The following is a 25358-nucleotide window of genomic DNA, read 5'->3' on the forward strand; positions in this document are numbered from 1 at the left end:
GGGCCCCCATCACCGACCGTTATGCCAGGGTCCCGCAGTGTCGCACCCGGCTACCCTGAGCCGCATGGAGGGCCGCGTGCTGGTCGTCGAGGACGATGCCTCCATCCGGGAGGTCACCGCCCTCGGCCTGCGCCGGTCCGGGTTCCGGGTGGACACCGCGGTCGACGGCCCCACGGCCCTCGCCGCGTGGCGGGCCCGGCCGGTCGACCTGATCGTGCTCGACGTGATGCTGCCCGGCCTCGACGGCTTCGAGGTCTGCCGGGAGATCCGGCGGACCAGCCAGGTGCCGATCCTGATGCTCACCGCCCGCACCGACACCATCGACGTGGTCGTCGGACTGGAGTGCGGCGCCGACGACTACCTGCGCAAACCGTTCGACCTCCCGGAACTGGTCGCCCGGGTCCGCGCGGTGCTGCGCCGCGCGGTCGCCCCGGTCACCGAGACCACCGTGACGGCCGGGCCGCTGGAGATCGACCCGGCCCGGTTCGTGGCCCGCAAGGCCGGCCGCGAGCTGACCCTCACCGCGACCGAGTTCCGGCTGCTGCTGGAGCTGGCCCGCCGACCCGGGCAGGTGTTCACCCGCGAACTGCTGCTCGACCGGGTGTGGGGGCACACCTACCTCGGCGACTCCCGGCTCGTGGACGTGGCGGTGCAACGGCTGCGTGCCAAGGTGGAGGACGACCCCGCCGCCCCGGCACTGATCAAAACGGTGCGCGGGGCGGGCTACAAGCTGTCGACGGGGTGACGGCGCAATGGCCGCGGGCAGGGTCGCGCCCGGGCGCCTGCGGCGCCGGCTCGTCGTCGCGTTCGTACTCGTCGCCGGGGTCTCCGCCGGCGCGCTCGCCGGCGGGTCGTACCTGATGCTGCGGCAGGCCCGGTTCGACGGCTCGCTGCAACGCGCCGCCGCCGACGCCCGCTACCAGCTCGTCCTGGCCGCCCAGTTCCTGCCGCTGACCGACGCCCGCCAGGCGGACCTGCTGGCCAGCTTCGAGCAGAGCGGACGGCACGTGCTGCTGGTCGCCGGCGGCACCCAGGCGTCGAACCCCCGCTACGCGCCGACGCCCGGCCCGGCCCTGCGGGACGCGGTCGCCGCCGGGCAGCTCGGCTTCCAGCGCTCCCCCGGCGGCGCCCGGCCGCACCTGCTCGTGGTCGGCGGCCGGATCCCCGGCTCCACCGCCGAGCTGTACGTGGTGACCGTCGAGGACGACCTCGCCGACGGCCTCCACCAGCTCCGCACCGCGCTGGCGGTCGGCTGGGGGGCGGTGGTGCTGCTCGCCGCCGCGGTGGGCAACACCCTCGCCCGACGCACCCTGGAACCGGTGGGCCGGGCCAGCCGGGCGGCCCGGGCCGTGGCCGAAGGCCTGCTGCACACCCGGCTGCCGGTGCACGGCCGCGACGAGTTCAGCGGGTGGGCCGTGTCGTTCAACGAGATGGCCGAGGCGCTGGAGAACAAGATCGAGGCGCTGTCCCAGGCGCAGACCCGGGAGCGGCGGTTCACCGCCGACGTGGCGCACGAACTGCGTACCCCGGTCACCGCCCTGGTGGCCGCGGCGTCGCTGCTCGCCGACCAGCTCGACGCGCTCCCCGCCGACGCCCGCCGCGCCGCCGAACTCCTCGTCACCGACGTGGTCCGGCTCCGCCGGCTCGTCGAGGAGCTGATGGAGATCTCCCGCCTCGACGCCGGGCGGGAGCCCGTGTCGATCCGGCCGGTGGACGTCGCCGCGCTGCTCCGCGGGATCGTCGACGCGCGGGGCTGGGCCGACCAGGTGACCGTGGCCGGGGAGGCGCCCACCACCCACACCGACCCGCGCCGGCTGGAACGAGTGCTGGCCAACCTGGTGTCCAACGCGGTCGAACACGGCGGCGGCGAGGTCCGGGCCGAGGTACGCCACACCGGCGGGAAGGTCCTCGTCGAGGTCACCGACCAGGGCCCCGGCATCCCCGCCGAGCACCTGCCACACCTGTTCGACCGCTTCTACAAGGCCGACCCGGCCCGCACCGGACCCGGCAGCGGCCTCGGCCTGGCCATCGCCCTGGAGAACACCCGGCTGCTCGGCGGGCGGCTGGCGGCGCACAGCGAGGTCGGCCGGGGCACCCGCTTCCAGCTCGCACTCCCCCTCGACCACGGAGGTGACCCATGCGACGCCTGACCGCGCCGCTCGCGGCGCTGCTCCTGCTCACCGCCGGCTGCGCGCCGGCCCGCACCGGCACCCTCGGCCCGGCCCCCGCCGGCGCATCCACCAGCGCCGCCGCCACCCCGACCGGAACCAGCCGGACTCACCCGGCCAGCCCGTCGCCGAGCCGCCGTCAACCGTCGGCGTCCTCCACCCCACTCGCCCCGGACACCACCGCGAGCGGCACCATCACCGTGCAGCTCTGGTTCACCCGGGACGGGAAGCTCGCCCCGACCCGACGTACGCTGCCGGCCACCCTCACCACGTCCCGGCTGGCCCTCGCCGAACTGGCCACCGGCCCCAGCCGCGCCGAGACGGCGACCGGGCTGACCACCCTCGTCCCGCCCGGCGGCCAGGTCGTCCACATCGCCGACGGAGTGGCGACGCTGGCCCCGCCGGCCGGCATCGACGCCGGCGGGGCGGCCAGCGTGCGGCTGCGCCACGCCCAGGTGGTCTGGACGCTGACCCAGTTCCCCACCGTGCGCCGGGTGGCCTTCGGCCCGAGCGGCACCACACCCACCGGGCGCGGCGACTACGCCGACCTCCTGCCCCCCATCGTGGTGACCGCCCCGTCCGTCGGCGACCGGGTCACCAGCCCGGTGACGGTGACCGGGACCGCCGACGTCTTCGAGGCGACCGTGAGCGTCCGGGTCCTCGACCCGGCCGGCCGGGAGGTCGGCACCGCCTTCACCACCGCCACCTGCGGCTCCGGCTGCCGCGGCGACTACCGGATCCGGGTCGGCTATCGGCTGGACCGGACCGGACCGGGCACGATCGAGGTGTACGAGGTGTCCGCCCGGGACGGTTCCCGGGTCAACGTCGTGGCCGTTCCGGTCGTCCTGACCGGGGGTTAGGCACGGCCAGCTTCTCGATCAGGTCGGCGGCGACCGCCGCACCGTCGGCCGAGCGGATCTGCCTGCCGAGCCGGGCCGCGGCATCACGGTGCGGGCCATCGCCGAGCATCTGGACGATCGCGGCTCGGATGTCGCCGACCGAGGCGGTCTTGTGCAACACGGTGGCGGCGCCCTGACGGGCGACGGCCCGGGCCACCGCGGGCTGGTCGGCCAGCCGGGTCATGGGGATGAGCACCATCGGCAGATCATGCGCGAGCGCCTGCATGGTGGTGCTGTGACCGGCGTGTCCCACGACCAGGCTCACGGTCGGCAGGACCTGTGCGTGCGGCAGGAACTGGTGCACCTCGACGTTGGCCGGTGGGCGGAGTTCGTCGGCCGCGACGCCGTGGCCGATGGTCAGCACCGCCTGCACCGGCAGGTCGGCGACCGCCTCCAGGATCGACTGCAACACCGCCTTCTGCCCGACGTAGTAGATCGAGCTGAGGCTGATCAGGATCCGTGGCTGCCGCGCCGCGTGGGGCATCGGGGCAGGCGCGCCGGCGGGCCACACCGGGCCGGTGACCCGCACGTTCGCGGGCAGCGCCGCGGCCTCGTCCAGGTCCGCCACGGTGACCAGCAGGCTCAGGTCGCTGCGGCGCCACAGCCGCGCCGGCGGCATGCCCTTGGCGCGGGCGACCACTCCGATCGGCCCCCGCACCCAGGCATCGTGCAGGTAGCGGTGCACGGTGTGCATGAGCGTCACCTGCGGGACGGCGAGGTCCTGCGCGGCCTTGATCCCCGCCAGCAGCATGCAGTCGACCACCGCGACGTCGGTCGGCTCGCGGCGCAGCGACTCGGCCACATCGACACCCACGGCCGTCTCGGTGAACAGTCGTAGATAGTTCATGGCCCACCGCGGGCTGTTGGCACGCGTCACCGGCGACCAGGCGCGGGCGTGCCGGTACGGCTCGAAACGCAACCCGGCCGCCTCCACCGCCTGCCGTTGCCCGGGGTGGCCGAGCATCCGGACCGCGTGCCCGCGGCGCTGAAGTTCGGCGGCGACACCGAGCGCCGGCGGCACATTGCCGCCACCGTCCCAGGTGACGAACAGCGATGACGTCATGACGACTCCCCAAGAATCGCTGCGATGAGTTGCCGGACCCTCGCCTCGGCCTGCTCCCGGGCCAACCGGCGGTCTCGGGTGAGAAGCTTCCAGGTGTACAGGTCCGTCGCGATGACCAGCAGATCGGTGACCGCCTCCCGCGCGCCGGCCGGCCGGGCCGCGAGCATCGGCGCGAAGACCTGCCCGACCCAGTCACGATGGAATTCGCGCCCCTGCTCGGTGACCGCGTAGACCTTCGGGTCGTGCGCCTCACGGGCGAGGAAGCGCAGCATCACCTCGCCCCAGCGGTCGTAATGGTCGAAGAGAGCCGCTACGGCGGCATCGACGTCGCCGGCCGGGGCGCGTCGTTCCGCACTGACCTGCTGCACTGCTTGCGCCGCCGCCGCCTCGAACAGGCCGTCCCGGCTGCCGAAGTGCCGCAGCACCGTCTGCACGCTAACCAGGGCGGACTCGGCCACGTCGGTGAGCACGATCTCCACCGACGCCTGCCGCCGGACCAGCGCCACCGTGGCATCCACGATGCGCTGCCTGGTACGCGCCGCCGATGCGGCCCGCGCCGTCTGTACGTAGGTCCGCTTGGCGTTCACAACCTTCACTGAACACCGCGACCCGCTTTCGCATCAATGACATTGACACGAAAATGACTCCACCTACCCGGTGGTGGCCGCCGGCGTCTCGTAGATCCACGACTCGATCGCGCCCGCCGGCGCGCGCTCCACCCGGCGATATTCGACGGTCTCCGCCGTTTCATGGGGTCCGTGCAGCTTCAGCTGGTAGGTCACCGGCGGATCGTCCGCGTCCGGCACTTCCCAGTCCACGTGCATCCCGTCGTACGGCCCGCCACGCAGGCGCAGCTTCGCGATCGCCACGCTACTCACCGTAGCGAAGCGAGGGTCCGCACGGGCCCGTTAGCGAGGCCAGGACCAGCCCGCCACTCACCCCCGCGCGAACGGTGATCACGCATGGATGGACCCGCGGGACAATGCCGCCGTGACCGTCTTCCTGTGCGCCCGCTGCAGCGTCGCGCTGACGCCCGACCTGGCCGCCCTGCCGACCGTTCCCGACGCGCCCGACGAGGCCGACCGGGACCCGAAGACACGGCGGCTCCCCTCCACCGTGCCGCTCGGTCACTACGCCGTCGAGCCGGACCCCTGGGGCGCACCCTACATACCGCAGGACGACCAGAACCCGGAACCGTGCCAACCACGAGGGAACCTCATGGTGATCGACGATGCCTTCGTGATCTCGGCAGGCCCGCGGAACACCGTCGTCATCCACCCGGACGACGCCCCCGCCCTGCAGCCGCTACCCAACTGGGAGAACAGCTCCGGCTGCTGCGGCCCGACCGGGCAGCACGGCCCGAACCGGGCATGCCCTTGCGGCAACCAGCTCGCGACGCTCGCCGCCGACTGCTACACCCCCTACGAACTGCACCTGGACCCGGTGCGGGTACACCCGGTCGAGGGGTGGCCCGGCACCTGACCCGGCCCACTGAGTCGCTCCCCCGCCCAGCGAGAATCCATGAGATCCGGACACGCGGCGAAGCCCCGTGGCCGCCGCACTAGGGTGGGTGCCGTGCTGCGCCAGGTCACCGGAATCCGCTACGTCACCCCCCTGCGGGAGGGCGGCTCGCTGCCCGGCGTGGTCGAGGCCGACGACCTCGGCACCTACGTGGCGAAGTTCCGCGGCGCGGGACAGGGCCCGAAGGCCCTCGTCGCCGAGGTGATCTGCGGGGAACTGGCCCGCCGGCTCGGGCTGGCCGTACCCCGCCTCGTGGTGCTCGACATCGACCCGGTCATCGGCCGGGCCGAGCCGGACGAGGAGGTACAGGAGCTGCTGCGCGGCAGCGGCGGGGCCAACCTCGGGATGGACTTCCTACCCGGGGCACTCGGCTACGACCCCATCGCGCACCCGGTCGACCCGGCGCTCGCCTCCCGGGTGCTCTGGTTCGACGCGTTCACCGAGAACGTCGACCGCAGCTGGCGCAACCCCAACCTGCTGATCTGGCACCGGCAGCTGTGGCTGATCGACCACGGCGCCTGCCTGTACTTCCACCACAACTGGCCGCGCGCCGAAGCGGCCGTGCACCGGGCGTACCGGGCCGACGACCACGTGCTCGCCCCGTACGCCACCCAGTTGGCCGAGGCGGACGCCGACCTGGCACCGCGGGTCACCCCCGCACTGCTGACCGAGGTGCTGGCCCTGGTCCCCGACGAATGGCTGGCCGGCCCCGACTTCGACTCCGCCAACACGGCCCGGGCCGCGTACGCCGACCACCTCGCCCGGCGGGTCGCCCGCACCGCCGACTGGCTGCCGCAGGAGAGCGTCGCATGAGACAGCCCTTCGAGTACGCGGTGATCCGCCTGGTGCCCCGAATCGAGCGCGGCGAGCAGATCAACGTCGGGGTGATCCTCTACTGCCAGGGCCTCGACTTCCTCGGCGCGCGTACCCACCTGGACGCCGACCGGGCCCGGGCGCTCGCGCCCGACGTGGACCTGACCGAGGTCGCCGCGGCGCTGCGCTCGTGGGACCGCACCTGCATGGGGGACGGCCCGTCGGCAGGAATGCGGCACGGCGAACGGTTCCGCTGGCTGGTCGCGCCGCGCAGCACGATGATCCAGGCCGGGCCGGTGCACACGGGCCTCACCACCGACCCGGCGGCGGAGCTGGACCGGCTGCTGGAGACGCTGGTGCGCTGAGCCGGCGGCGCGACGATCAACCGCACAGTGGACGGCGGATCGAGACCGAGGTGGGATTCGAACCCACGTGCCCGGAGGGTGAAGGAGTCGAACCTCTCGACGGCCCGGGGGCCGCGATGGGTTAGCAACCGCTTGCCGCGCCTGGCGGCGAACCCTCCATGCGCGCTGACGGCGGGACTCCAATCCCGCGGTCTTTCAGCTGAAAAACGGCTGCTCTGGCCACTGAGCAACACCAGCATGGTCCCCCAGGCCAGCGACCGGAAGACTGGAGCCGAGCGGAATCGAACCGTCGGCCTTCGCAGTGCGAATGCGATTTCTACCAACTGAACTACAGCCCCATGCGTTCGCTCGGGCAGAGTCGAGCTCCCACCACCCTTCCCCGTACACGGGCCTGAACCGCATGTTTCTACCTAATCTTCCATCACGAGCGCGTGTGACTGTTGTGCGCCGACAGGCGACCAGGCTCCAACTGGCTATGGCCGGCTTACAAGGCCCGCTGCGCCTTCCCGTGGCGCCTTGCCGGCGGGCAACCTGTAGTTCGAATACTTCGGAAGGCTAAGACAGGTCATGCCGAAAACCGCCTCCAGCGGGATCAGGTACATCGCGCCGTCGCCGGCATAAACAAAGAACAGGTCGACCTCTCCCTTCCAGTATGGGCGGCTGCCGTACTTTCCAGTCGAAGGTCGAGCGGGGCTACCTCCGTACTGCGTCTTCGTGATCCCTACAGTCTTGCCGCTTCGACTGGTCTTGACCTGCACTCGCTTCAGTCCCTCGTCAGACTCGACCACGAGGTCGTACGTCGTCGTCTCGACAGGTAGAGAGACCATGTACCCGCGACTGAGGAACCAGGCCATTGCCGCCGCTGCTCCAACTTTGTGGAGGTTCATTACGTCGAACTCTCGCGCGAAGGGCACCTGCAGGGCGGGCACAGGGTGGCGAGACCAGGCCTGGCCGGGAAGGTCGCCGAGGTCCACGCCCAGCCGTTCCGCCGCGCTCTGCAGTCGCTCGTAGGTCCTCCCCCGACCCGGAAGGCCCAGCTTCCTGGCCACCTCTGCCAGTGAAGTTGAATCGTCCACAACTGCCGCCAACTGCTCCCTCGTTAGCCAGCTCAGATCACCCGACCCAGCCTCTGGGGAGTGGATCGGTACCGCCTTCGCCTGGCTCTTGAGGTGGGAGGTGTCGATCCCGAGACGCATGGCGTGGCCCAGGAGGCGCCTGTAGTTCTTGCCATGGATGCTCAATCCGAGGCGCTCCGTCACCTCCGCCCATGAGGCGGAGCCGGGTACTGCCTTCGCGAGCTGCTCGTCGGTCCAGGTTCTAGGTCTCGGCATAGCCTAACCATAGGCTACTAACCACCTTTCCCGTTAGGCTACCTGAGCCCAGAGCACGGAGCAGAGCCAGGTGAAGTGCCCGGTTACACCAGCCCGCGAGGGGCCGGCGAGCCGCGGTCTCGCCGGCCGGGGGTCAGCGCGTTGCCTAATGGTCGCCCAGGTGGGACCGTCGGCTGCCGCGGCGGCTCACTGCCGCTGCCTCTCCCGTTGGGCTACGAGGGCGGGTGCTGCGAGCGGAGGACTCGAACCTCCAACCTTCCCTTCCAGAAAGGGACGTGCTGCCCAGTTGCACCAGCTCGCATGGTGTCCGCCGAGCGGCGGACCGTGCCCCGACCAGGATTCGAACCTGGGCTTTCCGGTTTCGTAGACCGGCGCGCTCTCCGCTGCGCCACCGGGGCGGGTGACCGGCGCCCTCCCCCCGAGGGGCGCCGGTCTGGTCAACCCTTCACGCAGACCACCTGCTTGAGGTGCGCCACCACCTCGACCAGGTCCTCCTGCTGCGCCATCACCTGGGTGATGTCCTTGTATGCGCCGGGGATCTCGTCCACCACCCCGGCGTCCTTGCGGCACTCCACGCCGGCCGTCTGCGCCGCCAGGTCCGCGGTGCTGTACGTCCGCTTCGCCTGACCGCGCGACATCCGGCGCCCGGCGCCATGCGATGCCGAGCAGTACGCGTCCAGGTTGCCCTTGCCGCGCACGATGTACGAGCCGGTGCCCATCGACCCCGGGATGATGCCGAGGTCGCCCTTGCCGGCCCGGATGGCGCCCTTGCGGGTCACCAGCACGTCCACCCCGTCGTACGTCTCCTCCGCCACATAGTTGTGGTGGCAGCTGGTCGGCTCGTCGAACGTCACGTGCGGGAACTCGTCGCGCACCACCCCGCAGAGCAGGGCGAGCATGACGGCCCGGTTGCGGCGCGCGTACTCCTGCGCCCACCAGAGGTCCCGACGGTAGGCGTCCATCTCCGGGGTGCCGGCGAGGAACACCGCGAGGTCCCGGTCGGGCAGGTCGACGTTGTGCGGCAGCCCGCGGGCCACCGCCATGTGCCGCTCGGCGAGTTCCTTGCCGATGTTGCGGGACCCGGAGTGCAGCATCAGCCAGACCTGGCCGTCGTCGGGGCCGCCCTGCTCCAGGCAGACCTCGATGAAGTGGTTGCCGCCGCCGAGGGTGCCCAGCTGGCGCTGCGCCCGAGTCTCCAGCTGCGCGACCTTTCGGTCGAGGGTGCCGAAGCGCCGCCAGAAGTCGTCCCAGCCGCGCTGCTCCAGGCCGCGGATCCGGCGCGGGTCGACCGCGTCGTCCCGCATGGCGAAGCCGACCGGGATGGCCGCCTCGATCGCGGTACGCAGCGGGGCGAGGTCGTCCGGGAGGTCGGCCGCGGTGAGTGAGGTGCGCACCGCCGACATGCCGCAGCCGATGTCGACGCCGACCGCGGCCGGCGAGACGGCCTGGCGCATGGCGATGACTGAGCCGACGGTGGCGCCCTTGCCGAAGTGCACGTCCGGCATGACGGCGACCCCCTGTACCCAGGGCAGCGCACCGATGTTGCGCAGCTGCTTGGCGGCCTGCGCCTCGATGCTGTAGGGGTCGGTCCAGACCCGGACCGGCGCCCGGGTGCCGGCCAGCGGGGTGTAGCCCATCGTCGTCTCCTTGTGCTGAGTGATGTCCGAGCGGTTGGCCGGATTCGAACCGGCGATCTTCACCGTGGCAGGGTGACGCGCTGCCTGGCTGCGCTACAACCGCGAGGTGGTCCCGGAGGTGGGACCGGCGTAGGCCGTACGGGACTTGAACCCGTAGCCTCCCGGGTGAGAACCGGGTGAGCTGCCATTGCTCCAACGGCCCGCGTGGGACGGCGGGTTGCCGTCCGAGAAAGTCCGGGACCGCGGAATCGAACCGCGTGTCTCTCGCGCCCAAGGCGAGCGGGTCAGCCAGCTCCCTCGTCCCGGAGGCCCGGCCGGCGTCGGGAGGGACGCCGGGCCGGGACAGTACTCATGCCGTCCACTGTGGAGTTGAGAAGGTGCGACGTCGCCGGCCGGCGGCCGGGACGGGGTGGAGCAGGGGCGACAGGATTCGAACCTGCAACCGTCGGAGTTGGAATCCGGTGCTCTTCCGTTGAGCTACGCCCCTTGGATCGGGGTGATGAAAAAGCCGCCCGGTCCCTGGTCTCGGGGCGGGCGGCTGCGCGGGTCTCGCGCTGGCGCTAGGCGCGCCACCACCCTGGTTGCCAGAGCTGCCGTCGGCAGCCGCCCAGGCCGGATTCCGGCAGCAGGGCACCGCCGCGCGGCGCGGGCCGCTCGGCCTGGGTGCGGTTCTGCTGCGACACGGTGTGCTCCCTGGGTGGTGGTGCCGGTTGATGTTGCCCGCTCACGGTAGGCGGGCCGGCGGGCGGATGGCAATGGATATTCGTACGCCTGGCATCAGCCGGGGCAATCGGTCAGGCGGGCCAGCGCACGAAGATCCACCTCACGGTCGATGGGCCTGCTCTGGCTGCCGTACCGGCACGGGTCATGCGTCCTTGAGGTGGAGGGGCAGGACCAGCGCCGAGGAGACCGCCAGCTCACGATTCAGTACCTCATCCCGGGGGACGAACACCATGGCGCGTCCCTCGCCGAGCACCACGTCCTCCTGGCGCGCCCTGGTGGTGCCGCGGAAGACGTGGACGGTCACGGTGTGGGGGAAGCCCTCCTCATATGGGCGCGGGCCGCTCCACAGCGGGTGGAGCTCACCCGCTGTCAGGCCTGTTTCTTCCAGTAGCTCGCGGCGGGCGGCCTCCTCGGGCGTCTCACCGGGCTCGACGTAGCCGCCCGGCAGGCCCCATTGGTTCGGCGAGACGGGCGCGTGTTCGTCGCGGTGCTGCAAGAGCACCGCGCCCGAGGGATCAACAAGCAGCACAAGTGCGATGTCATACGTGGCCATCGCAAGAGCATGCCACGACCGATACACGCAGAGAGGTCCTCACAGAGCCGCTACCTGATCGGCAGGACGCTCTACTCGGCATCGCGGAGGAAGGCGGTGACGCGGGTGCTGATGGTGGCGTGCAGGGCAGCCACCGCCTCGACGCCCTCGCGCAATGCCGCGGTCAGCGCCGCAAGGTCGCACGGGTCGTCGATCGGGCGCGCGACCGCGAGGGCGCCTTCCCACCAGTAGGTGGTTACCGCCCACGTAACATCGTCGTCGGAGAGGATGAGGTCGTCCAGCACCTGGTCGATGGCCTCGCCGAGGTCTTCGTCGTCCACGTCCGGATGGTCGTCGACGCACCGTTGCCGCAGCCGCCCGGCGTCAGCGTCGATCCGCAGTTGCCAGCCCTCGTCGGCGGCGGTGACGTCGAACCACTTCGGTAGGCTGCGGTCGGTGTCGTCGCTCGCCCTCAGGCAGGGGATACGCAGGTCGTCGATCGGGTGGGCGCGGACCAAGTCGTACCCCAGGGCGCTCGCTGCCTGGCGCAGCTGCGCGGCGCGGCCGCCCTCCCAGCGGGCGCCCACCGGCAGCACTGCGCGCAACCGTTCCCCGATCGTCGCCCAGCGCGCGTTCGGAACGAGCACCTGCAGCGCAGCCGCAATGTCTTCGAAGGTGACCGCCGGCAGTCGCGGGTCGCCCGCGTACAACTCGATGTGGGGTTCGAGCAGGCAGGTGAGCAGTACCTGCTCGGCGGCGACCTCATATGGTGGGGCGTCGTCGATGTAGGCCAGCGCGTCGGCGATCCCGGACACCGGGTCGTGGGCGTTCCAGGCGACCGGCCGCCAGGCGATCGAGCCGCAGTCGCAGCGACTGGCGGGCGCGGTCGGGGACAGGTCGGCGTCGCAGCGGGGACAGGTCAGTCCGGCAGCGGCGGTCTGTCGGGCGTAGTCGTCGCGGATCGCGGCCAGGTCTGCGGCGATCTGCCGCGGTGACCCTTCGAGGAATCCGGCCCAGCCGAAGTCGGTGTAGATCTTTACTGTCCACACCCGGCCGCGGCGGCCACGCTCGGAGTCGGCGTCGGCGAGTTCCCAGCCGTCGGGGCCGAGCTTGGCGGTGAGTGCGTCGATGACCGGCTGCCAGGCCGACAGGTCGTCGTCCGGTGGCGGCGGTGGGGCGGGGCGGCCGGCCGCGGCGGCGGCGAGCGCCGTGGCGCGCCAGATCGAGCGTGCCTGAGCGGGGGTCGGGGCGCTGACGGTGTAGCCGGTGAAGTATCCGGCGACGTCCGGGGTGACGGCCACGAGGTGGCCGTCGGGCACGACCAGCGAGGCCGGCGCCTCGGGGAGGCGGTGGCGCGCGCATACCAGCGCGTCGAAGCCGCGGATGAGTGCCGCACGCACTGATCGCGTGTGGCCGCACTCGGCGCAGGTGACGCTGACCTTCCCCCGGCTTTGTGCCACGATTCGTCCTCCCTGCGCGTCGGTGCGGGCCCACGCTACCTCCGGGGTCCGACAGCGTGGTTCGTCGGCATCTGGACCCGCCTGCGCCGCGCTCGGGTCTCGCGGCACGGCATCGCCGCCGTATTCGCGAGCACGTTTCGGCGGGCGCCGAACTGTCCCGGTCCTAGCCTGTGGCGGGGCACGGGAGGAAGGAAGGCCGGGATGGAGTTGCGGCGTCGGGTGGCGGAGCGGTTTCGCGAGGTCAACGGGGATCACCCGATGACGGCGGCGGACGACGCGTACGTCAGCGGGCAGTTCGTGGTGCTGACGGAGCTGTGCGCGGCGACCGGGCGGGACCCGGACGACGTACGCCGGTTGATGCTGGACCGGCGGCTGCCGCTGCCGGGTTATCTGCGCTCGGACGGCGCGGAGATGGTGCCGGCCGATCTGTTCGCGCTGGCGGAGCGGGCGGGTGGCGCGGAGTTGCTGGCGCAGTGGTTCGTCGGGCACTGGGCCGACCCGGCGCAGGGCGCGGACGAGTGGGATGCCTACCTGAGTGGGCAGTATGTGTGCCTGCACTCGGTGACGCCGGGGACCATCCGGCGCAAGGGCGAGCTGACCGCGGCGATCGAGGCGGCGCTGGCCGCGGCGGACGCGGAGTCGGCGGCCTGGCGGGACCGGCTGCACGCGCTGGTCGACGAGCTGGACGCGCTGGAGCCGGCGTTCACCGGGTACGACCGGCTCCGGTTCGGCGGTCCGACGTCGCGGGACACCTGCATCGACGCGGTGCGGGCTCGGTACCCGCGCCGGGTCACCGCTCGGGACGGGCGGTGACCCGGCGGGCCACGGCGAGCAGGTACTCCTTGCGGTGGAGAGGGTCGTGGTCCCAGCGGGGCCGGCTGGGGACGGGGCCGCGGACCGGCCGGTAGTGGTCGAACTCCGATTCGAGGGTCCCCTCGCCCCGGGTCAGCGCGGGCAGCCGCTGTTCCAGCGTGTGCACCCGCCCGGCCGGCACCTCGCCCTCGACCAGGTACCCGCTGCCGTGCGGGGTGGCGGCGCGGGACACCGCGTCGAGGCCGGACAGCACCGGCAGGACCGTGCCGAACAGGTCGGCCGGCAGGTCCAGGCGGAACCGGTGCACCGGTTCGTGGACGCGGGTGCCGGCGCGGGCGAGCGCGGCCATGAGCACCAGTGGAGTGAGGTTGCGGAAGTCGCCGGCGGTGCTGGACATGCTCTTGTCGAACACGCCGTGGGAGTGGCTCTGCCGGGCCCAGTAGCCGCCGTGGGTGAGGGTGACGACGCAGTCGATCACCGCCCAGCCGTGCAGCCCCTGTCGTAGGGTCTCCCGGACGGTCTCCTCGATGGCCTTGAGGAACGCCAGCGGCATCGAGCCGAGTTCGATGTCGAGCCGGAACTCGACGCCACTGTCGAGCGGGCCGGGTTCCACCTGGAGCCCGACGGTGCCGAGGAACGGGTTCGGGTCGCGGCCGATCCACTCGACCGCGGCGCCGACGCCGACGGGCCGTTCCACGCAGACGGTGGTGGTTTCCCGGAAGCTGACCGGGACGCCGTACTCGTCGGCGAGGGTGGCCTGGATGACCTCCTTCTGCACCTCGCCGTAGAGGGACACCGCGATCTCCTGGCGCAGGTCGTCCTGGCGGAGGTTGATCAGCGGGTCCTGCTCGGCGAGTTGGGCGAGGGCCGCGTGCAGGGCCGGTCGGTCGGCCGGCCGCCCGGGTACGACCACGGTCTCCAGGGTGGGCGGGGCGAAGTGGTGGCGGCCGGCCGGGCGGTCGGGCGGGGTGCCGAGCGGGTCGCCGACCTGGACGTAGGTCAGGCCGTGCAGGCGGGCGATCCGGCCGGCGCCGACCGAGTCGGCGGGTGCCGGCGCGCCGCCGTCGAAGACCCCGATGCCGGTCACCTTGGCCTCGAGGTCCCGCCGGTAGCGGATCCGGTCGCGGACCCGCACGGTTCCGGCGAAGATCCGGGCGTACGCGATCTTTTCGCCGGCCGGGCCGCGCTCGACCTTGAAGACGGTGCCGGACAGTGCGGCCTGGTCGTCGCCCTCGGCGGCGGGCAGCAGCTCGGCGAGGCCGGTGATCAGGTCGTCCACCCCGGCGCCGGTGATGGCCGAGCCGGCGTACAGGGGATGCACCCGGGCTCGCGCGGTCTGGGCGGCCAGCGCCGCCCGCAGCCGGGCCGGGGTCACCGTCCGCTCCTCGGCGACGTACGCGGCGAGCAGCGCGTCGTCGTGCGTGGAGAGCAGGTCGACCAGCCGGGCGGTGTGGCCGGGGTCGTCCGGCCCGAAGGGTACCCACCGGGCGGCGGGGGTGCCGGGCGCGTCGACCTGGCCGAGGGCGACCAGGTCCGGGGTGAGGCGGTCGGCGATCTGGCGCAGCACGCGGTCCGGGTCGGCGCCGGCCCGGTCCACCTTGTTCACGAAGATCAGGGTGGGGATGCGGAGTCGGTGCAGGGTGCGCGCCAGCACTCGGGTCTGGGCCTGGACGCCCTCGACGGCGGAGACGACGAGCACCGCCCCGTCGAGTACGCCGAGGGCGCGCTCCACCTCGGCGATGAAGTCCGGGTGGCCGGGTGTGTCGATCAGGTTGACGGTGACCCCGGCGACGGCGAAGGAGACGACGGCGGAGCGGATGGTGATGCCGCGCTGCCGTTCCAGGGTCAGGGTGTCGGTACGGGTGCTGCCGTCGTCGACGCTGCCGAGCTCGTCGATGACGCCGGCGCTGTGCAGCAGCCGTTCCGTCAGGCTGGTCTTACCGGCGTCGACATGGGCGAGGATGCCGAGGTTGAGGGTTTTCACGCAGCGTCATGTCCTCCGGGTAGGCGGTCATTCCCTTCTGGTGGGACATGGACGCTGCTCGCATCTCGTGACTCCTCGCTATGTGGGTGTCGTGGTGGATTGCACAACGGCGCCGCAGCGCCGGCAAGCGATTAACCCGGACGGGTGACGGTGGACGGGGTAGGGCGTCAGCGCGTCGGCGCTCACGTTTCGCGGGCGAACTCCATGTCCATCCAGTCCACCCAGGTTGCGCCGCCGAGCGAGCGCTCCCATTTCGCGGCCATCGTCTTGCCGTCGGCGCCGATGGTCAGTGTCGCGCGCATCGTGTCCCCGGTGAACGTCCACACTCCGGCCTCGTCGACGCTTGCCCGCATCTCGCCGTATCCGCCCTGGTGGTCGAACGCCCGCATCCGCAGCCGGCCGCCGTCAGCCGGGTCCGGGTCGCCGATCAGCTCGATCACCCGTACTCGATCGTCGCCCATCTGCACGTCGACGTGGTGCACCAGGAACCCGCCACCCGGGAACCACTCGTAGGCGTCCGTGCCGGCGATCTGCACGCCGTCCACCGTGCGGCCGCTGGATCGCCACCGTCCGACCAGGGGTTCAAGCTGCTCGATCACCGGAATCACACTCCCACCTTCGGGTAAGCTCGTAGGCACAAGCTTACGCGAAGGGATGGCATGGACGAGGTACTCATTGCCGTGGCCGACCCCACCCGCCGCGGAATCCTTCTGCTCACCCGCGACCGCGAGGTCGCAGCCGGCGAGATCGCCGCACAGTTCCCGATGATCAGCCGACCGGCCGTGTCGCAGCACCTGCGCGTCCTGAGCCACGCTGGCCTGCTCCATATGCGACGCGATGGCAGCCGCCGTCTCTACCGGCTGCGGGCAGAAGGCTTCGCCGAGGCGGCCGGCTTCCTGGAGGCCATGTGGGCGGCCCGGCTCGACCATCTCAAACAAGAAGTGGAGAAGGAACACCGATGATCGAGCGCACCATCCGGATCGAAGCCCCACCAGAGGTGGTCTGGTGCTTCTTCACCGACCCGGCGCGGATGGAGCGCTGGCTCGGCCCGGCCGATCTCGACCCGGTGCCGGGCGGCGAGCTGACGTTTCAGCTCGCCGACGGCGCCCGGCCCGTCGTGCGCGGCCACTTCACCGAGCTCCGGCCGTACGAGAAGATCGCCTTCACGTTTGGCTGGGACCCGACGCCGGGCGTGCCCGACCTGCCACCCGGTTCTTCCCAGGTCGAGGTGACCCTGTCGGCGCAAGCCGGCGGCACCCTGCTGACCCTGCGCCACACCAGCGTGCCGCCCAACCTCGTCGACAACACCTACGCCGGCTGGGCCGGCTTCCTTCAGACCCTCAAAGCCGGGGCCGCGACCGCCTGGCGTCCTGCTGCAGCCGGCGGCCCTCCTCGTCGGTCAACCGCCGCCCTCGACTAGCTCGCCTGGGCAACCGGGTAGCGCTTCATCTCCTCCATGAAGGGGAACCGCGCGGTGAGTTCGGCCAGCGTGGTCCCGGCGCGCCAGGCATCGGCCACCTGCGCCACCTGGAGCAGGTCGGTGGCGTCGCCACGGGCCTGGACCTCGCCGGACACCCGGAGGTCGATCATGAAGTAGCGGGCCTGAGAGCCGAGGCCGACGCAGACGACGCCGCGGTCGGAGGTCAGCTCGGCGCAGGTGAACCGGGCACGCCCGTGGTCGGGGGCGGCCACCTGGCCGAGGTCGAGCTGGTGCCGGGCGGCCGTGTCGGAGAGCGCGGGGGCGAGTCCGCCCCGCTCGACCAGGTCCGGGTAGAGGCGCACACCCAGCGCCGTCGACACGTCGCTCATGAACTGACTCCCACTTCCTCGTGACAGAGACCAGCAGCGCGCGGTTACGGGAATGTTTCCGCACGCCTTGGTCATCCTGTCCCTCCTGGCTGCCCACGGCAATAGGAACGGTCGATTCAGCCGCTTTCGGGGGGACATCGCTTGACACCTAGGATTCCTATGCCTAGCGTCTCTAGGCATGGCGATGGACCTACGTGGACACCTCGACCTGCTCATCCTCGCGACCCTGCGCGGGACCGGCCCGACCCACGGCTACGCCCTGATCCAGGCGCTGCGGGACCGCTCGGACGGCACCTTCGACCTGCCCGAGGGCACCGTCTACCCGGCCCTGCACCGGCTCGAGCGCGCCGGCCTGGTGGCCAGCGCCTGGCGCGACGGGGCGGGGCGCCGCCGCCGCTGCTACGAGCTGACCGACCAGGGTCTCGCCGCGCTGGCCACGAAGCAGTCGGAGTGGCAGTCGCTGGTCCGCGGCGTCGCCGCGATCCTCGCACCGACCCAGGGAGCAACGGCATGAGCGAGCGCAGCGAGCGAATCATCAGGCACAGCGCGGTGGAGCCTCATGCGGCTGCCGAGCGGAGCGAGGTGGCAGCATGAGCGAGTCACCGATCGACGCCCACCTCGACCAGCTCTTCGACCGGCTGGCCGGCACCGGGGCCGCCGGCCGGCGCGCCCTCGCCGAGGCCGAGGACCACCTGCGCAGCGCGGCGGCCCAGGCGGTCGCGGCGGGCGCGGACCCCGTAGCGGCCGAACGGGTCGCGGTGGCCCGCTTCGGCGACGCTGCCGACATCGCCGCCCGGCTGCGCCGCGTCCACCTGCCCACCGGCGACCTGCTGCGGCGCAGTGTCGCCGGCGCCTGGCTGCTCGGCGCGGTGGGGCTGCTGGCCATCGGGGTCAGCGGCCTGCTCGCCGAGGCGATCGGCCGAATCTTCGGCGCGCACCTGGTGGCCGGGGACGACGCCGGCGTCACGTACACCGCGCAGCGCTGCGCCGACTACCTGCGGCTGGTGCCCGGCGCGCCGAGCTGCGCGCGGGCCGCCGAGGTGCACCACTGGGGCGAGGTGGTGCAGTACCGGGTGGCCGCCGGAGTGCTCGGCCTGCTCGCGCTCGCGCTGTACGCCCTGGCCCGGCGGGTGGGCCCGCTGCGCGGGCCCCGGTGGCGGCCGCCGGCCGCGCCGCTGGCCCTGGTCGCCGTGGCCGTCTTCGGCCTCGCCGCCGCGGCACTCGCGCTGCCGGAACTGGGTCGGGCGGTGTTCGGCGACGTGGCCGGGATCGGCGCCAACCTCACCGCCGGGGTGGTCGCCGCGATCGCGGCCGCGGCCGCCGCCGTGGTCGGGCTGCGCCGCCGGGACGCCCACGCCTGACGGATCTACACCGGGTCCGGCACGGCCAGTTGCAGCAGGGCCGGGGCGCGACCGGCCGAGAGGTAGCCCCGGCCCGGCGGGTCGGCGAAGTACTGGTCCGGTTCCAGCGTGACGTTGTGCGCCAGGGCCACCGCCCGGTTCTCCGGGGCGAGCAACAGGCGGGTGCCGGCCGTCATCACCGTGTTGATCAGGCGGGCGGCCGGGCCGGGGAAGCCGCTGAGCACCGACGTGGCGTCCCCGGCCAGGACCAGGGCACGCGTCCCCCGCGCGGCCGGCTGGGCGATCTCCTCCAGCAGGGTGGGCGTGCTGGTGAAGCCCTGCTCGGTGGGGAGCACCGCGAGCTGGTCGACGTCGTCGACGACCATCACGTACGGTATGCCGTCGAAGGCTGCCGCGGCCGCCCGCAGGTCGCTGTCCGGGATGGCCGCACCGGTCACCACCCGCACTGCCGGGGCTGCTGGAAGCAACTGCGGCAATGGCGACCGGGGCGACGTGACCGCCAGGACGCCGACGTCCCGCCGGAGCAGTCCCTGCGACACGGTGGCGAGCGCGGTGCTGCGACCGGCGCCCGACGGCCCGGAGATCAGGAGCAGGTGGGGCCCGATCTCGAAAAGGTCGATGCCGACGGTGGCCGTGGCGTCCGCGCCGACGCCAAGGGGGATCCAGGTGGCCGACGGCGGCGGGTCCGGTAGGGACAGTTCACCCAGGGCCACCCGGACGGGTAGGGCCGGGAACCGCACCGGCAGGCGCGCGGGGTCGACGTCCCCGACGGCGCGCCGCGCGTCGCCGACGAGTTGCGCCGCGGACCGCGCCGGCCGGCAGATCTGGAGATGGCGCCCGCTGCCGGCATCGATCGCCCGCCCCGGCAACACCGGCGGGCTGGCCATCCCGGCGCTCAGGTGCGCACGGCGGGTGTCCTCCTTCGGGAACGACAGCAGCAGCCGCCGGTTGTACAGGCCGGGCAGCTTGTGGTTGAGCAGGTCGTCGCCGCCGAGCGGCACGACGTGCACCCCGAGCGGCGCGCCGGCGGTGACGACTCCCCGCAGCGTGCTGAGCAGCGCGGTGTCCACGAAGTCGGGGTTGGTGTGGTCCTCGAAGTGTTCCCAACCGTCGATGACCACGACGATCCATGGCGGTGGCGGGTGGACGGTGCCGGCGGCGGTGCGCCGCCGGACCTCCTGGTCGAGCCAGGTGACCAGGCGGCGGATCCGATCGGGTTCCGCCGGCGTGAACACGCCGCCGCAGTGCGGCAGTCCAGCGTGGTCGGCGAGCCCGCCGGGGTGGCGTTCGACGACGTAGAGGTGGACCTGGTCGGGCCCGAACCGGGTGACGAGGCCGGTGATCAGGGTCCGCGCGAAGGTGGTCCGTCCCGACTGCGGACCGCCGGCGACCAGCAACCGGTCGGCGGCGGCGAAGTCGAGGAACTCCGCCGGCTGCGCCTGCCGCCCGGGCTCATCCGCCAGGCCGAAGGGCACCGCGGTGACGGGCGGCGCCACGGTCTGCCGGCGGGTCAGGTCAGCCAGGGTCAGCGTCGCGGGCAGTGCTGGCAGCAGCGGCCGGAAGGGGGCGGACAGGCCGGCGGACCGGGCGGCGTCCCGGACCGCCGCGATCGCCGACTCCTGGTCGGTCGGGCCGTCCCCGGCCGGGGCGTCGGCGGCGGGGCGCGGTGCGCCGAGGTCCACCCGGTCGAGGGTACGGACGGTGACGGGGCTGGCGCCGGAGGGCGGCGGGTCGCCGAGGTAGCCGGACTGGAACTCCTGCGGCACGCGGGTCTCGCCGGTCGTGCAGAAGATCATCCCGCGGCCTCGGCGCGTGCCGGGAATCGCGGCGGCGTCCGGCACGCCGAGCACCTCGGTGCTGTCGGCCGCCTCGTTCTGCCGCAGGCTGATCCGCAGCGAGACGTTGTTCTTCAGCTCCGGCGAGAGCTTGCCCTGCAACGACTGCGTGGCCAGCACGAGGTGCATGCCGAGGGAGCGCCCCTTGGCGGCGACGTTCACCAGTTCCCGGACGAAGTCTGGTGCGGTGTCGAGCACCCGGGCGAACTCGTCGAAGATCATCACCAGTCGCGGCAACGGCGGCAGGTCCGCTCCGGCGCGTCGCCTGTCCCAGTACCGGTCGATCTCGCCTTCGTAGCGGGCCAACAGCGACTCGCGCCGGCTCACCTCGGCGCGGATGGACGCTAGCACCCGGGCCGCGGCGGCGTCGTCGAAGACCTCGGCGGCGCTCTCCCCGGTGGACCTGATCAGCGCGACGACGTGGGGACAGCCCTCGAACGGCAGGAAGGCGCTGCCGCCCTTGAAGTCCACCAGGACCAGGTTCAGCTCGTCCGGCCGGTTGGCCAGCAGCAACGCGGTGACCAGCGTCTGCAGCAGGACACTCTTGCCCGCTCCGGTCGCTCCGCCGAGCATGGTGTGTGGGCCCTGCCCGGCCAGGTCGACGTGCACCGGCCCGCGGGCGTCCGCGCCCAGGATCACCCGGGTACGCGGTCCCCGGCTATCGCCCCACAGTGCGAGCACGTCGTCCGCACTCGGCACGCCCACTCGGAGCAGGTCGAGCAGGCGTACCCGGTCGGGAATGGCGTGGTGCGCCGCAGCCAGGGTGGCTCGGTCCCGCATCGGCGCCAGCGCGCGGGCGAGGTGTTCGGCGCTGGCCTCGTCGAGCGTGTGCGCCTGCGTCCTGACGCGCGGCTCGCCGGGCCCACGGGTGAGCGTCGCCATGCGGGGGCCGACCTCGCACAGGCCCCGGCACTCGTTCATGCCCTGCCGGTCGGCGCAGATCAGGTACACCCCGACGGCTGGGCCGTCGCGCAGCACCTCGTCCATGCCCGGCAGCTCGCGCAGCGCCAGCGCGCCGTCCAGGACGACGACCACCTCGTCGCCGGTCCGGGTGGCCGCGTCCGGCCCCCGATCGGCGCGGCGGGCGGCGACCAGCTGGCGCAGCTCGGCCACGCGGGCCGATCGGGTCTGCGGGGTGTTGCCGATCCGGCACGGCACGGGCCCCCCGGCGCCCGCGTCGAGGTGCGGCAGCCAGCGGATCCAGTCCAGCCGGTCGGCACCACCGGCCGTGATCAGGAACAGCCGCAGGTCGTCGGGGCCGCGCAGGGTGGCCAGTTGGATCAGCAGCCAGCGCAGCATGCCGTCGACGGGTTCGGCGGCGCCCACGACGCCGAGCACGCCGGTGGTCCGCAGGTCCACGGTCACCGGGACGGCGCGTACCATTGGCGTCTCGAAGCCGGGCCACGGCTCGCCGCGCGCGGTCACCGCGGCCGGCTGGTCGGCGGTGCCGATCCGCAGGGTGAGCCCGTACGGTGAGTCGGCGCGGCGGGTCCACAGGTCGGCGCGTTCGCCGGTGGCCGTCTCGGCTATCTCCGTGGGGCCGGGTGCGAGCAGCCGGCGGACGCGCTGCTCCGCCGACACCTGCTCGCTGAGTTGCTCCTCGACGGCCTTCTTCGCGGCCGTGAAGGCCTGCTTCCGTTTCGTGCTCTGGAGATCCTCCGACGAGCTCATGACGAGATAGCCGATGACGGCTGCCGCCGCGCCCAGCCAGAGCAGGGGTTGCTGCAGCAGCAGCGCCGCCACCACGGCGACCCCCGCGCCGAGCAGGGCCATCGGGCCGTTGCCCCGCACCGGAGGCTGCTGCACCGGGAAGGTCACCTCGATGCTCGGCACGGCCGGCGCGGCGGCGAAGGCCCGGTCGAAGTCGAGCCTGCCGTCCGGGGCGCGCGCCACCCGAAGCCCGCCGGCCGGGGCGGGGATCCACCGCAGCTCGTCGGCGCCCACCCGCAGCAGGCGCCGGGGCGTCAGTCGGGTCGGTGCGGTGATGCGTACCCCGCCGACGAAGGTGCCGTTGCTGGAACCGGCGTCCACGACTTCAGCGGTGCCGTCGTCGTGGACCACCAGCTCGGCGTGGGCCTGCCGGGAGACGTCCCGGTCCCGCAGCGGCACCGGAGCCTTCGAGCTTCGGGCGATGAGATGCCGGCCAGGCCCCAGGGCGACGGCGAGACCGACGTCCGGGCCGCTCAGCACCTCCAGCACGCCAGCGGCGTCCGCACCCCCGGCGGGACGACCGGTCGGCCCGGGCTCGCCCACGCTGATGATCGACCCGGGTACGAGCGGTGTATCCGCGAGGCTGGTCCGGGGATCCAGCGGGACCGCGCCGACGAAGCAGGGCCGTCCGTCGACGGGCAGCGGGAGCGCCGCGAGCAGGGCGGCGACGCTGCTCTGCGGGGCCGCCCTGACCTCGATGTCCTGGCTGCTACCGGTGGCCGGATCGTGGACCGTCAGGCGGAGGATCATCGTCAGTGCTCCGGCGCGAAGGTCCATACCCGCAGCCCGTCGTCGCTGGCGCACGCCACGGCCCGCCCGTCCGACCGCATCGCCAGCGAGTCACAGCGGGGAACGCTCCACCGGAACAGGTTCGTCTCCAGGACCTGCGCCGTGCGGCCAGTGCGGATGTGCCACACCTGGATCCGCTCCCAAGTGCCGGTGGCGAACAGATCGCCGGGCCCGAAGGCGGCGGCGTAGATGGAATCCCCGTCGCCGCGGAGGGTGGCGAGGATCTGGTCGGTGCCGGCGTCCCGGATCAGGACGGAGTGGTCGTTCTGGACCGTGGCCATCGGGCCGAAGACACCGTTCGGACGCACCTCGCGACCGCTCGTCGTCTGCCAGGCGTGCCGGGCGGCCTGACTGTCGACCCCGAGCAGGACCCGGCTGTCCGTGCTGAACCGGATGACCTCGACATTGGCGTCGTCCAGGAGGCGCTTGCCGAGGTTGTTCAGCCGCCACATCCCGACGTCCCCGATGTCGTTGATGGCCGCCAGCGTGGCACCATCGGGACTGATCGCCAGCCGCTCGATCCCGAGCTTGAGTTCACTGTCGTCCATCGCGACGGTGGCGGCGGCGCGCGCGGCCGTGATGTTCCACAGTTTGATGACCCCGTTGTCGTCCCCGCTGACCAGTAGCTCTCCGTCGGGGCTGAAGGCCAGCGCGGTGACGTCGTCGGAGTGACCGGAGAGCAGGGCGGTCTTCTGCCGGGTGGCCGGGTTCCACACCGTGATCGTCCGGTCGGCACCGCTGGCCAGCGCCGTCCCGGCTGGGTTGTAGGCGACCACGGCTGTGTCCTCCTCGGCGAGGGTGACCAGATCCGCGTTCTGGTGCCGGTAGTAGAGGGTGCCGGCGATCAGGGCCAGGACAGCCAGGATCCAGAACACCGACCCGTCCCGCCGGGGACCGACCAGACGACCGTCCCGAGGGGTGTCACCCCCGGTCGGGCCGGTGACGGTGACGCCGTCCGGGACGGCGGCCTGGATCGCCTCCGCCACATCGTCCGGGCCGGCGTCGACGTCGCCCAGCGTGTACACGAGGCGGCCGTGGACGCCGCGTCGTAGGAACCCCTTAAACGGGGGCGCCAGGATCACCGTGTTCGGGACGGCGTCGATCAGGCGGATGACCACCCTGCTCCGCTCGGCGGCGGTGCCGGATGGCGCGATGACGAGCTCGTGGATGTGTTCCCAGCACAGGACCGTGTCGACGAGCGATCGCCCCGGCTTTCGCACGGCCCCTCTGCAGACCAGGCCCGACTCGGTGACTTCGAACCGCCCGCGGAACGAGGGGCGGATCGTGCTCATCACCACGACCCACGCGAGCAGGAGGGGGATCATGACGGTGGTGAACAGGGGCGCCCCCAGCGTGGCGTGCAGCAGCAGCCAGCCGGCCGTCCCGAACAGCGCGAACGTGACCACCCCGACCAGGCGGTTCCGGTGGCGGACCGACGCCGGCAGGACCACGGCGAACCCCTCCTCCGGGCTCCGCGCGGCCGCGGCCCGCTGGCGTGGAACCGATCCGGCGCCGGCCGCACCGTGGAGGTTCGTCGGGTCCTGCTCCCATGCCGCTCCGGGCACTGGAGACCCCGGCTGCTCGCCGGGCGCCGCGACGCGCGTCGATTCGGGCATCGCGACCCGCGTCGGGTCGGGCGTCGCGTCGGCGGGGACCGCGCCGGCCAGCAGGTCGCGGGCCTGCTGGAGGGACATCCGGTCGGCCTGCTCGCGGACGAGGAGGCCGGCGATCACGGTGGCGAGCGGCGGGTCGCAAGGTACGGCTGGCAGGTCCGCGTAGAGGACCGCGTGGATGGTCGCCGCAGTGGAATCACGTTCGAACGGTCCGACACCGTTGACGGCCTGCCACAGGGTCACCCCCACCGCCCACAGGTCCGTCTCGGGGGTGGGCTGCCCGCCATGGAACAGCTCTGGCGCGAGGTAGCCGGTCGAACCCATCACCCCGTCGCGGGTCAGCCGAGTGTCGTCGGCGGCCTGGGCGATGCCGAAGTCGACGAGCTTCACCCCGTCGCCATCGAGCACCATGATGTTGCTCGGCTTGATGTCCCGGTGCACCACGCCGCTCGCGTGGGCGGCGGTCAGCGCCTCCAGGATCCGCACCGCCATCGCGCTGACCCGGGCCGGCGGCAGCGGGCCCTCCCGGTGCAGGACGTCGGCGAGAGTGGGCGCCTGCACCAACTCGGAGACGATGTAGACCGCCTCGTCGTCCGCTTCGGCGGGGACCAGGTCGTGGATGGCGACCACGCCGGGGTGGTTGATCCGCCCGGCCGTACGCGCCTCGCGCAGCGCCCGCTCCCCGAACAGCGCCCGCTCCGCCGGCGGAAGGCCCGCCGGTGAACGTACCTCCTTCACCGCGACCGCCCGGCCGATCAGCTCGTCGGTCGCCCGCCAGACCACGCCCATCCCACCGCGACCCAGCACCTCGGTGAGCCGGTAGCGCCCCGCCACGAGGCGCTCCGACGCCCGGGACTCCTGCACACCCACCCCTTGCCGCGAAGCCGTAAAGTCACTGTGGACAGTACCGGGCGCGGGGTGACGGCAGGAGT

The 25358-nt window shown here is 72.6% G+C and carries 24 protein-coding genes and 8 tRNA genes; 11 read left to right on the top strand and 21 right to left on the bottom strand.

The genetic code is table 11. The features are described 5' to 3' along the window. Window positions 1-64 precede the first annotated feature (64 nt). From ACY34I_RS01585 to ACY34I_RS01595, 3 genes are read left to right on the top strand one after another with little or no spacing between them, the layout of a single operon-like run. Window positions 65-745: a response regulator gene (locus ACY34I_RS01585; RefSeq protein WP_462751726.1), complete on the top strand. Its 681-nt coding sequence runs from the start codon at window positions 65-67 to the stop codon at window positions 743-745. 7 nt (window positions 746-752) lie between these two features. Beyond that, window positions 753-2150, top strand: coding sequence for an ATP-binding protein (locus tag ACY34I_RS01590; protein WP_462751728.1), 1398 nt, complete (start codon window positions 753-755; stop codon window positions 2148-2150). Further along, the gene (locus ACY34I_RS01595) at window positions 2138-3028 is read left to right on the top strand and encodes a Gmad2 immunoglobulin-like domain-containing protein (RefSeq protein WP_462751730.1); all 891 of its coding nucleotides are present in this window, start codon (window positions 2138-2140) and stop codon (window positions 3026-3028) included. Before ACY34I_RS01590 ends, ACY34I_RS01595 begins: the two co-directional genes overlap by 13 nt. Here ACY34I_RS01595 and ACY34I_RS01600 read toward each other — a convergent pair. From ACY34I_RS01600 to ACY34I_RS01610, 3 genes are all read right to left on the bottom strand, one after another. Continuing rightward, entirely contained in the window at window positions 2988-4130 is a 1143-nt protein-coding gene (locus ACY34I_RS01600) for a glycosyltransferase (protein WP_462751732.1), read from the bottom strand. The two genes, ACY34I_RS01595 and ACY34I_RS01600, sit on opposite strands and share 41 nt — an antisense overlap. Continuing rightward, window positions 4127-4717 carry a hypothetical protein gene (locus tag ACY34I_RS01605; RefSeq protein WP_462751734.1) on the bottom strand — a complete coding sequence of 197 codons (591 nt, stop codon included), beginning with the start codon at window positions 4715-4717 and terminating at the stop codon, window positions 4127-4129. The genes ACY34I_RS01600 and ACY34I_RS01605 overlap by 4 nt, the downstream gene beginning before the upstream one ends. A 63-nt stretch (window positions 4718-4780) precedes the next feature. After that, window positions 4781-4999 carry a hypothetical protein gene (locus ACY34I_RS01610; protein ID WP_148804318.1) on the bottom strand — a complete coding sequence of 73 codons (219 nt, stop codon included), beginning with the start codon at window positions 4997-4999 and terminating at the stop codon, window positions 4781-4783. Between the two features lie 121 nt (window positions 5000-5120). Between ACY34I_RS01610 and ACY34I_RS01615 the strand changes: the two genes are divergently transcribed. From ACY34I_RS01615 to ACY34I_RS01625, 3 genes are all read left to right on the top strand, one after another. Next, window positions 5121-5612 carry a hypothetical protein gene (locus ACY34I_RS01615; protein ID WP_148804319.1) on the top strand — a complete coding sequence of 164 codons (492 nt, stop codon included), beginning with the start codon at window positions 5121-5123 and terminating at the stop codon, window positions 5610-5612. A gap of 93 nt (window positions 5613-5705) precedes the next feature. After that, entirely contained in the window at window positions 5706-6464 is a 759-nt protein-coding gene (locus ACY34I_RS01620) for a HipA family kinase (protein ID WP_462751736.1), read from the top strand. Continuing rightward, on the top strand, window positions 6461-6829 hold the full coding sequence (locus ACY34I_RS01625; protein ID WP_462751738.1) for a DUF3037 domain-containing protein: 369 nt from the start codon (window positions 6461-6463) through the stop codon (window positions 6827-6829). Before ACY34I_RS01620 ends, ACY34I_RS01625 begins: the two co-directional genes overlap by 4 nt. Before the next feature lie 72 nt (window positions 6830-6901). Here ACY34I_RS01625 and ACY34I_RS01630 read toward each other — a convergent pair. The 13 genes from ACY34I_RS01630 to ACY34I_RS01690 all read right to left on the bottom strand — a co-directional run bounded on the left by ACY34I_RS01630 (window position 6902) and on the right by ACY34I_RS01690 (window position 12452). After that, window positions 6902-6987, bottom strand: a tRNA-Ser gene (locus ACY34I_RS01630). Window positions 6988-7095: 108 nt separating this feature from the next. Continuing rightward, a tRNA-Ala gene (locus ACY34I_RS01635) sits at window positions 7096-7167 on the bottom strand. A 135-nt stretch (window positions 7168-7302) separates the two neighbouring features. Further along, on the bottom strand, window positions 7303-8160 hold the full coding sequence (locus ACY34I_RS01640; RefSeq protein ID WP_462751740.1) for a group I intron-associated PD-(D/E)XK endonuclease: 858 nt from the start codon (window positions 8158-8160) through the stop codon (window positions 7303-7305). Between the two features lie 227 nt (window positions 8161-8387). After that, window positions 8388-8461 (bottom strand) — tRNA-Gln (locus ACY34I_RS01645). Window positions 8462-8485: 24 nt separating this feature from the next. Continuing rightward, window positions 8486-8558 (bottom strand) — tRNA-Arg (locus tag ACY34I_RS01650). Between the two features lie 39 nt (window positions 8559-8597). Further along, entirely contained in the window at window positions 8598-9797 is a 1200-nt protein-coding gene (locus tag ACY34I_RS01655; RefSeq protein ID WP_462751929.1) for an RtcB family protein, read from the bottom strand. Between the two features lie 29 nt (window positions 9798-9826). Then, window positions 9827-9900 (bottom strand) — tRNA-Gly (locus ACY34I_RS01660). A 27-nt stretch (window positions 9901-9927) separates the two neighbouring features. Further along, a tRNA-Glu gene (locus ACY34I_RS01665) sits at window positions 9928-9999 on the bottom strand. A gap of 31 nt (window positions 10000-10030) precedes the next feature. Continuing rightward, a tRNA-Pro gene (locus ACY34I_RS01670) sits at window positions 10031-10103 on the bottom strand. A 109-nt stretch (window positions 10104-10212) separates the two neighbouring features. Further along, a tRNA-Trp gene (locus ACY34I_RS01675) sits at window positions 10213-10284 on the bottom strand. A 73-nt stretch (window positions 10285-10357) separates the two neighbouring features. Next, complete coding sequence (locus ACY34I_RS01680) at window positions 10358-10480, bottom strand: hypothetical protein (protein ID WP_462751742.1); 123 nt, start codon at window positions 10478-10480, stop codon at window positions 10358-10360. A gap of 182 nt (window positions 10481-10662) precedes the next feature. Next, entirely contained in the window at window positions 10663-11073 is a 411-nt protein-coding gene (locus tag ACY34I_RS01685; protein WP_462751744.1) for an NUDIX hydrolase, read from the bottom strand. A 71-nt stretch (window positions 11074-11144) separates the two neighbouring features. Next, complete coding sequence (locus ACY34I_RS01690) at window positions 11145-12452, bottom strand: hypothetical protein (RefSeq protein ID WP_462751746.1); 1308 nt, start codon at window positions 12450-12452, stop codon at window positions 11145-11147. 261 nt (window positions 12453-12713) lie between these two features. On the opposite strand from ACY34I_RS01690, the gene ACY34I_RS01695 reads away from it, so the two are divergent. After that, window positions 12714-13325, top strand: a complete 612-nt coding sequence (locus ACY34I_RS01695) for a DUF6058 family natural product biosynthesis protein (RefSeq protein ID WP_462751748.1) — start codon at window positions 12714-12716, stop codon at window positions 13323-13325. Here the strand turns inward: ACY34I_RS01695 and ACY34I_RS01700 are convergent. Both ACY34I_RS01700 and ACY34I_RS01705 read right to left on the bottom strand, forming a co-directional pair. Further along, complete coding sequence (locus ACY34I_RS01700) at window positions 13303-15309, bottom strand: GTP-binding protein (RefSeq protein WP_462751749.1); 2007 nt, start codon at window positions 15307-15309, stop codon at window positions 13303-13305. The two genes, ACY34I_RS01695 and ACY34I_RS01700, sit on opposite strands and share 23 nt — an antisense overlap. A 182-nt stretch (window positions 15310-15491) precedes the next feature. Then, window positions 15492-15917 carry a hypothetical protein gene (locus ACY34I_RS01705; RefSeq protein WP_462751751.1) on the bottom strand — a complete coding sequence of 142 codons (426 nt, stop codon included), beginning with the start codon at window positions 15915-15917 and terminating at the stop codon, window positions 15492-15494. 51 nt (window positions 15918-15968) lie between these two features. On the opposite strand from ACY34I_RS01705, the gene ACY34I_RS01710 reads away from it, so the two are divergent. Together ACY34I_RS01710 and ACY34I_RS01715 are read left to right on the top strand one after the other, a co-directional pair. Continuing rightward, entirely contained in the window at window positions 15969-16271 is a 303-nt protein-coding gene (locus tag ACY34I_RS01710; protein ID WP_462751753.1) for an ArsR/SmtB family transcription factor, read from the top strand. Continuing rightward, complete coding sequence (locus ACY34I_RS01715) at window positions 16268-16729, top strand: SRPBCC family protein (RefSeq protein ID WP_462751755.1); 462 nt, start codon at window positions 16268-16270, stop codon at window positions 16727-16729. The genes ACY34I_RS01710 and ACY34I_RS01715 overlap by 4 nt, the downstream gene beginning before the upstream one ends. Here ACY34I_RS01715 and ACY34I_RS01720 read toward each other — a convergent pair. Continuing rightward, entirely contained in the window at window positions 16726-17118 is a 393-nt protein-coding gene (locus ACY34I_RS01720; RefSeq protein WP_462751757.1) for a hypothetical protein, read from the bottom strand. The two genes, ACY34I_RS01715 and ACY34I_RS01720, sit on opposite strands and share 4 nt — an antisense overlap. Window positions 17119-17296: 178 nt before the next feature. Between ACY34I_RS01720 and ACY34I_RS01725 the strand changes: the two genes are divergently transcribed. Together ACY34I_RS01725 and ACY34I_RS01730 are read left to right on the top strand one after the other, a co-directional pair. Next, complete coding sequence (locus ACY34I_RS01725; protein ID WP_462751759.1) at window positions 17297-17632, top strand: PadR family transcriptional regulator; 336 nt, start codon at window positions 17297-17299, stop codon at window positions 17630-17632. A 76-nt stretch (window positions 17633-17708) separates the two neighbouring features. Then, a complete protein-coding gene (locus ACY34I_RS01730; protein WP_462751761.1) occupies window positions 17709-18479 on the top strand; it encodes a permease prefix domain 1-containing protein in 771 nt (256 codons plus the stop codon). A 5-nt stretch (window positions 18480-18484) separates the two neighbouring features. On the opposite strand, the gene ACY34I_RS01735 is transcribed toward ACY34I_RS01730, so the two are convergent. Both ACY34I_RS01735 and ACY34I_RS01740 read right to left on the bottom strand, forming a co-directional pair. Next, window positions 18485-22774, bottom strand: a complete 4290-nt coding sequence (locus ACY34I_RS01735; protein ID WP_462751763.1) for an FtsK/SpoIIIE domain-containing protein — start codon at window positions 22772-22774, stop codon at window positions 18485-18487. 2 nt (window positions 22775-22776) lie between these two features. Beyond that, on the bottom strand, window positions 22777-25290 hold the full coding sequence (locus ACY34I_RS01740) for a WD40 repeat domain-containing serine/threonine protein kinase (RefSeq protein ID WP_462751765.1): 2514 nt from the start codon (window positions 25288-25290) through the stop codon (window positions 22777-22779). Window positions 25291-25358: the final 68 nt, after the last annotated feature.

The organism is Micromonospora sp. RTBAU3-60, from assembly GCF_054963695.1.